6 protein-coding genes are annotated in these 7,896 nt (G+C 61.3%); 4 read left to right on the forward strand and 2 right to left on the reverse strand.

The features are described from left to right. On the reverse strand, nt 1–899 hold an 899-nt coding region (locus K0U62_06585), incomplete at its 3' end, for a MaoC family dehydratase (protein ID MCH9801185.1). 110 nt (nt 900–1,009) lie between these two features. Between K0U62_06585 and glgX the strand changes: the two genes are divergently transcribed. Further along, the gene (gene glgX, locus K0U62_06590; protein ID MCH9801186.1) at nt 1,010–3,133 is read left to right on the forward strand and encodes a glycogen debranching protein GlgX; all 2,124 of its coding nucleotides are present in this window, start codon (nt 1,010–1,012) and stop codon (nt 3,131–3,133) included. A gap of 34 nt (nt 3,134–3,167) precedes the next feature. Here the strand turns inward: glgX and rpiA are convergent, their stop codons facing one another. Beyond that, nucleotides 3,168–3,872, reverse strand: a complete 705-nt coding sequence (gene rpiA / locus K0U62_06595; GenBank protein ID MCH9801187.1) for a ribose-5-phosphate isomerase RpiA — start codon at nt 3,870–3,872, stop codon at nt 3,168–3,170. Between the two features lie 179 nt (nt 3,873–4,051). Here rpiA and K0U62_06600 point away from each other — a divergent pair, with 179 nt between their 5' ends. From K0U62_06600 to K0U62_06610, 3 genes are all read left to right on the forward strand, one after another. Further along, on the forward strand, nt 4,052–5,137 hold the full coding sequence (locus K0U62_06600; protein ID MCH9801188.1) for a class I SAM-dependent methyltransferase: 1,086 nt from the start codon (nt 4,052–4,054) through the stop codon (nt 5,135–5,137). Nucleotides 5,138–5,198: 61 nt separating this feature from the next. After that, on the forward strand, nt 5,199–7,217 hold the full coding sequence (locus tag K0U62_06605) for an alpha-1,4-glucan--maltose-1-phosphate maltosyltransferase (protein ID MCH9801189.1): 2,019 nt from the start codon (nt 5,199–5,201) through the stop codon (nt 7,215–7,217). A 65-nt stretch (nt 7,218–7,282) separates the two neighbouring features. Further along, nucleotides 7,283–7,896, forward strand: a 614-nt coding sequence (locus tag K0U62_06610) for a 1,4-alpha-glucan branching enzyme (GenBank protein ID MCH9801190.1), incomplete at its 3' end; no start/stop codon positions are given.

Consider the following 7,896-nt stretch of genomic DNA (forward strand, 5'->3'; position numbering starts at 1 on the left):
CGTACATCGGTCTCAGCCTTGTCCAGCACCTCCGACCAGGCGTAGACGGTGTCACCCGCGAAGGCCGGCGAAGTATGCGCCCCAGCATTGATCGCGGCGATCAGTTGCGCGTTGGCCAATCCGTTGAAGGACAGGGCTCGCGCCATGGAGATGATGTGGCCGCCGTAGGTTAGCCGCTGCCCGTCGGGACGGGCCTGAGTGTTGAAGTGAACCTTGGCGGTGTTCTGCCACAGCCGGGTGGCCATCATGTGTTCGGCATCGGTGAGGGTAACGCCGTCCACGTGATCAATCTTCTCGCCGACCTCATAGTCAGCGAATCTATGGGACTCCCCCGCCGCGGTGAAGTCATAGCTACTGAAGTCCAGGCCAGCCGGAATCACCAAGTCACTGACATCAACCGCTTTGGCCAACTCCGGGACCACCGTTTCTGGTGCCGGCGCGTCAATGTCGCGCTTCTTCACCATCACCCACCGCGCCCAGTCAATGGCCTTCTCACCGCGTTGATTCGTGGCGGTGGAACGGACGTACACCACACCGGTCTTGCCGTTGGAGTTCTGCTTCAGCCCAATAACCTCAGAACTGGTGCGCAGGGTGTCACCGGGAACGACAGGAGTGTGGAATCGACCTTCCGCATAGCCCAAGTTGGCCACGGCGTTGAGCGAGATATCCGGCACCGTCTTGCCAAACGCAATATGGAAGCCGATCAGCTCTTCCACCGGGTGCGGGTCTAGCCCCACGCCAGCAGCGAAGGCAGCCGAGGAGGGTGCGGCGAACCGCGTCGGATACAGCGCACCGTACACCGCCCGATCGCCTTCGGTGATCGTGCGCGGGGTCGCGTGGTCGATCACCTGACCGATGGTGAAGTCTTCGAAGAAGTTGCCCGGATTCGTCTTGCTCATGGCTACAAAATTACCTGTGGGCTAATCCCAGCGGTTCACGAGGTTGGCAAAGTCCGGCCAGTATCACCGACCAATCCGCGTTCGCCGCGCGGAGGCGTTAGCGTCAGGACATGGCCGATTCCCGCAGCAGCACCCCCGCCTGGCCGGGGCACTGGAGCCCGCTTGGGGTCACTCACGATGGCCTTGGCGTCAACGTGGCACTGTGGAGTCGCGGCGCGGAGCGAGTGGAGTTCTGTGTCCTAGACGCCGAAGGTGGCGAAACTCGCTACGAGTTAACCGAGCAAACCTTCCACATCTTCCACGGCTATGTACCGGGTGTGGAAGTGGGAACGCGTTACGGCTTTCGAGTCTATGGCCCCTGGCAACCGGAGCAGGGCCTGCGCTACAACCCGAACAAGCTCCTGATTGACCCGTATGCGCGAGCCGTCACCGGTGACTTGACGTTGAACCCAGCCATCTTTGGTCACGAAGGTACCGATGACCTCACCCGCAACGACGCTGATTCCGCCCCGTACATGCCCCACTCCGTTGTCGTCGGCAGCGGCTTTGACTGGAGCGGCGACACCAGCCCCAATGTCTCGTGGAGTGACACTGTCATCTACGAGACTCACGTCAAAGGATTCACGAAACTCCATCCGGAAATCCCGGAAGCTCTCCGCGGCACCTACGCCGGGCTCGCACATCCTGCCGTCATCGAACATCTCGTCGGGCTAGGCGTTACCTCGGTGGAACTGCTACCCATCCACCACTTCATCTCCGAGACCTCAATTCTTGATCGGGGTCTCGTCAACTACTGGGGATACAACTCCATCGGCTACTTCGCCCCACACGCCGCCTACAGTTCCGCTGGCACGACCGGCCAACAGGTGGATGAGTTCAAGGGCATGGTGCGCTCGCTGCACGCGGCCGGACTCGAAGTAATCCTGGACGTGGTCTACAACCACACTGCCGAAGGCAACCAACTGGGACCGACGTTGTCCTTCCGCGGTATCGACAACCCCGGCTACTACCGACTCCCAGACGACGCCCGCTACTACACCGACTACACCGGCTGCGGGAACACGCTCAACGTCGTGCAACCACACGTGCTGCAACTCATCACCGACTCGCTGCGGTACTGGGTGGAAGAGATGCACGTGGACGGATTCCGATTCGATTTGGCCAGCGCCCTCGCCCGCTCGATGCACGACGTGGACATGTTGGGCAACTTCCTCGCCACCGTGCAGCAGGATCCAGTGCTGCGCGAAGTGAAACTCATCGCCGAACCTTGGGACGTCGGCGATGGTGGTTACCAGGTGGGCGAGTTCCCACCACTGTGGACAGAATGGAACGACAAATACCGCGACTGCATCCGCGACTTCTGGCGAGGTTCGGGGCGCACCGGCGAAATGGCCTCCCGGTTGACTGGCTCCGCGGACTTGTATTCCCGGGAGGGCCGCCGACCGTTTGCCTCGATCAACTACGTGACCGCCCACGATGGCTTCACCGCTCGCGACCTGGTCAGCTACGACCACAAACACAACGAAGCCAACGGTGAGAACAACCGGGACGGCAGCAACGACAACCGCAGCCGCAACTACGGGGCCGAAGGGGAAACCCCCGACGAAGGCATCAACCGGATCCGCCACCGACAATTGCGCAACATCCTCGCCACTCTCGCGCTGTCAACCGGGGTACCCATGTTCACCATGGGCGATGAAATCGGACGCACCCAGGGCGGCAACAACAACGCCTACTGCCAAGATAACGAGATCTCCTACATGCCCTGGGACTGGCAGGACTGGCAACACGGCCTGCTGAACTTCGTCAGCACCACACTGCGGATCCGTCGCGAACACCCGGTGTTTCGGCAGTTGAACTACTTCCAAGGACTACCGGTCAACGGCAACGGCCAGAAAGATCTCACCTGGTTCGGCCCCGAAGGCATCGAACTGACCGACGAGACCTGGGACAACCCGCAACTGCACACTCTCGGCATGCTGTTGGCGGGACAACTGCGATCCCGGGATTCTTGGGGTCGCGCGATCGAGGACGAGTCGTTCCTGCTCTACCTGCACGCTGGCGAGGAGGACACATCGGTGGTGCTGCCGCCGTTGGCCGACGGCGCTGGTTTTCGGCGAATCCTGGACTCTGCGGAGGACACGTCCGCTGAACGCCGACTCCTCGAACCGCCGGGCGCCAAGGTCCGGCTACAGAGCCACAGCGTGGTGCTGTTCGAGGTCGCCACCGACTAGGTGACCGGGGATTGGGGTTGGGTGCTGCCAGGTGCTATTTCGTCATTTCGCGAACGTGCGGCTTACCGTCGCGTACTTCACCGATCAGCACCTTGTCCGCGAGCCCCACGAACAGCCCCACATCCAAGACCCCCGGCATATTGTTGAGTTCCTTCTCTAACTCACCAGGGTTGTCGATCGGAGCGAAGGTGGTGTCGATCAGGAAGTTCCCTTGATCGGTAATCACCGGGCCAGCTTTCCTGACCGCCATCCGCAGTTCCGGTTTGCCACCGATCCGCTCCAACCGTTCGGTGACCTGCCGAAAAGTATCGGGCAGCACCTCGACTGGGATCGGCATTTTCTCCCCCAACTTCGACACCAGTTTGCTGTCATCCACAACGATCACCAGCTCGTCGGCCCAAGCGTCCACCAGCTTTTCCTCGGTATGACAGCCACCGCCGCCTTTGGTGAGGTCCAGATTCGGTGCGACTTCGTCCGCACCGTCTACGGCTAGATCGATGCGATCGATCTCATTCAAGGTGGCAAACGGAACACCGTGCTGCACCGCCAACACCTCAGCCTGGAATGAAGTGGGCACCCCACGGACACCCTCAAGTTCACCACTCTTAACTCGGCGCCCGACGGATTCCACGAAGAGCGCGGCCGTCGAACCGGAGCCCAGTCCGAGCGTCATCCCCGGCTTCACTAGTTGGGCCGCGGCGGCGGCAACTTGGTGCTTCAACTGATCTTGCAGGTCCACAGGACAGCACCCTACGCATCTCTACCTGCCAGTGCGCCCCGCAGCGCCGATAGGATTCCTTCATTCGTCAAACTTTGCCTGTCGAGCCGACAAAAGATCGACTAGCGTCGGGAACCATGACACATGACGGGAACCACACCTCGCCGCCGATCGGTCACTGCCGATCATGCGGTAGCGACTTGTTCTCACACGTGATCGATCTTGGCCACCAGCCCAGTGGAACGAGTTTCCCGCTACTGGACGACCCTCGCACCGAACCCACCTATCCGGTAGATCTGTGGCGATGCGACCGATGTGGGCTGCTCCAACTAGGAGATCGCTTCAGCCAGATCGAAGAAGAAATCAGTGGTGTTCGATCAGCCACACATGCGGCGCACGCGAAGTCGGGAACTGAAGCCCTGATCAGCGAGCTAAATCTGCAACCTGGCATGACCTACGCGCACACCCGTTCACCCCACGGTGACGGCTGGGAAGTTGAGCTGGAAGCGGCTGGTCTACTGCCGGCCCGCAAGGATCAACCAGCAGACCTCGTACTGGACATTTTCGGTGTCATGCATTCCGAGAATTTCGACCATGATTTCGGCGAGACGCTCGAAAAGATGGCGCCCAACGGCTACTTCGTAATCGAGACGCAAGACGCGCTCCAACTCATCAGCCAAGGCGAGTTCGCCACGATTCGGGTCGGCCACCCGCTCTATTTCAATGCGCACAGTTTGATATCGGCCCTACAGCGCCATGGGTTCGCGCCCATCAGCTGCAGCACCACCGCCGCCCACGGCGGAGCCCTCAAACTGGTAGCGGCAAAGGAGGGTTCAGCCGATGCCTCTGTAGCTGCGCGACTGACCGCAGAGGTCGCCGCCGGCGTTGGGCCTGGTGGGGATCTGTCGGGGATAGCCCAGCGAATGATCAGCACCAAAAGCAAATTGCTGGACTTTCTGCACTCGCAGCAGGAAGCAGGTGTACATGTTGCCGGCTACGGCGCACCCTCGCGAGGCGTGGGTTTACTCAACTGGCTGGGCGTAACCTCCGACCTACTTCCGTACACCGCAGATCTTTCGCCAGCGAAGCAAGGGCGACGCATACCGGGGACCGATATCCCGATTGTGTCGCCGGCAGAACTTATCTTGCGCAGACCCGACATCGTGCTGATCCTCAACTACGACATGGCACCTGAAGTACGGCGAGGATTGGCAGAACTGGACGACCACGGGACTCGTTTTTTTCTCCCGATGCCGGAGCCCCGCGAAATGCCAGACCTTTCCTAGCACCAGCAGCCAACCCGTTCGATGCAGCGACTCCACAACTCAGCGCCACTAGAGTCCGACTATGCCCACTGATCCGCCCCCGGACCCCGGCCTTGGCCGACCCGGAGGACTCGAACCGCCACCGACGCTATCCGGCCGATTTGCGATTAGCGACGTGTGGCCAGCGGTGGAATCTGGGCGCCGCCCGGCTAAGGCGGCCGTAGGGGAAAAGGTGCCAGTGGCAGCCACCGTCTTTCGCGAGGGCCATGACGCTCTCGGAGTGGAGGCGGTGCTGACTTCCCCGACCGGGTCGCACCATCGGATCTCGTTGCATCCGGTCGGTGTGGGAGTAGATCGTTGGGCGGGAGACTTCCGGTTCGAAGAGTCAGGTGATTGGACTTTCAGCATCGAAGCCTGGGATCACGTGATCGAGACCTGGCTGCATCGCGCCCGGATCAAGATCCCGATCGGTTCAGACCGCGAAATTGAACTCGGTGATGGCGCATTGCTGCTGGAACGGGTAGCCGACTCGCTACCTGACCAAGCCACCGCTGAGCGCACTCTGCTCCTCGATACGGCCGAGCAGTTACGTGACGATTCGCGCACCGGGCCAGATCGGTTGGCATTGGTGGAGGCGCAAGCCGTTGCTGACCTGCTGGCGCAGTACCCACTGCGGGCCCATCCCACGCACAGTCCGGGCTGGCCGATCCGAGTGGAGCGCCGCCGAGCGCTGGTGGGCTCCTGGTACGAAATGTTCCCGCGCAGTGAAGGCGCGTCGGTGAACCCACCCAAATCCGGAACGCTTGCCCAAGCCGCACAGCGACTGCCAGCGATCGCTGAGATGGGTTTCGATGTGGTGTATTTACCACCGGTGCACCCGATCGGTCACACCAACCGGAAAGGCCGAAACAACACCACCGATCCCGCCGACGGTGACCCCGGTTCACCATGGGCCATCGGTGACGCCGCAGGCGGCCACGACGCAGTCCACCCCGATCTAGGCACCTTGGCTGATCTGAACGACTTCATCGCCCGTGCCCGCGAACTGGATATGGAAGTAGCGCTTGACCTGGCTTTGCAGGCCACCCCCGACCACCCGTGGGTGGCCGAGCACCCAGATTGGTTCGCCCATCGCGCCGACGGCAGCATCGCTTACGCCGAAAATCCACCCAAGAAGTATCAGGACATCTATCCACTGTACTTTGATGATGATCCGGACGGCCTGTATGCCGAGATCCTGCGGGTGGCGCGGTTTTGGATCGATCGGGGCGTGCGCATCTTGCGCGTGGATAACCCGCACACCAAGCCACTGTGGTTGTGGGACCGACTGATCGCGGAGATCAACGCCACCGATCCCGACGTCATTTTCCTAGCAGAAGCATTTACCCGACCAGCCATGATGCGGGCACTGGCCACGGTCGGTTTTCAGCAGTCTTACAGCTACTTCACGTGGCGCAATCACAAGAACAACCTGACCGAGTACCTGCAGGAACTGAGTGGACCAGCCTCGGCGTACATGCGCCCCAACTTCTTCCCCAGTACCCCCGACATCTTGCCGGCGTATTTGCAGCACGGTGGCCCGGCCGCCTTCGCAGTACGCGCCACACTAGCCGCCACCATGTCACCGTCGTGGGGCATCTACTCGGGCTTTGAACTCTTCGAATATCAAGCGATCCGGCCCGGTAGCGAGGAGTACCTGGACTCGGAGAAGTTCCAGTACCGGCCACGGGATTGGGTGGCAGCGAAACGCCATGGCCACACCTTGATCGAGTACGTGACCATGTTGAACGAGGTTCGCCGCAGCAATCCTGCCTTGCAGGCGCTGCGCAACATCCACTTCCATCACACCGATGACGCTGACGTCATCGCATTTTCCAAAACCGATGCTGGCAACACGGTGATCGTGGTGTGCAATCTGGATCCGCATTGGGGCCGGGAAACCACCGTTCACCTGGACATGGCAGCGCTCGGTCATCAACCCGAGGACACGTTGCAGGTCACTGATCTGGTCACCGGCGCGGAGTGGACCTGGCATCGTGACTTCTACGTCAAGTTGGTGCCGCAACAGCACGTCGCCCACATCGCCCGGGTGCACCCATGAACACCAACAGCGAGCCGATCCGGCGTACACCGCGCAAACCGCACGCCGGGTGGAGAAGATGAGATATGCCATCACCTGCGCCGGTCAGCACCGATGACATTGATCTACTGGTGGACGGTGTCAGCACCAACCCACACGCCATCCTGGGTGCTCATCCCCACGAGGAGGCAGTGACCATTCGGGTGCTGCGACCGATGGCGAAAGCAGTGACAGTGCGTTCCGGGGAGGATTCCTTCCCCATGGAGCACGAACATCGCGGGGTGTGGCAGGTGGTGGTTCCGAAGGCGGAAGTACCGGACTATCGCATTGACGTCGACTACGGCGACGGCCCTCGCCCGGCTGAGGATCCCTACCGCTACCTGCCCACGCTGGGCGACGTTGACCTGCATCTACTCGGCGAGGGCCGTCACGAACAGCTATGGCAAGCGTTGGGTGCCCACACCCGGATCTACGGCAGCGACCACGGGCCCGTGACAGGTACATCGTTTGCTGTATGGGCACCGTCGGCACGGGGCGTGCGCGTCGTGGGTGACTTCAACTACTGGGACGGTGCCGGTCACCCGATGCGCTCACTGGGATCATCGGGCATTTGGGAGTTGTTCGTTCCCGACGTCGGCGATGGCACCCGCTACAAGTTCTCGATTCTGGGTGAGGACTATGTCTGGCGGGACAAAGCCGA

Source organism: Actinomycetes bacterium (assembly GCA_022599915.1).
In the GTDB taxonomy this organism is placed as follows: domain Bacteria; phylum Actinomycetota; class Actinomycetes; order S36-B12.

Bases quoted from the DNA above. Each gene is read 5' to 3' on its own strand.
- K0U62_06605 (MCH9801189.1), top strand. From the start codon at position 5,199: ATGCCCACTGATCCGCCCCCGGACCCCGGCCTTGGCCGACCCGGAGGA.
- glgX (MCH9801186.1), top strand. From the start codon at position 1,010: ATGGCCGATTCCCGCAGCAGCACCCCCGCCTGGCCGGGGCACTGGAGC.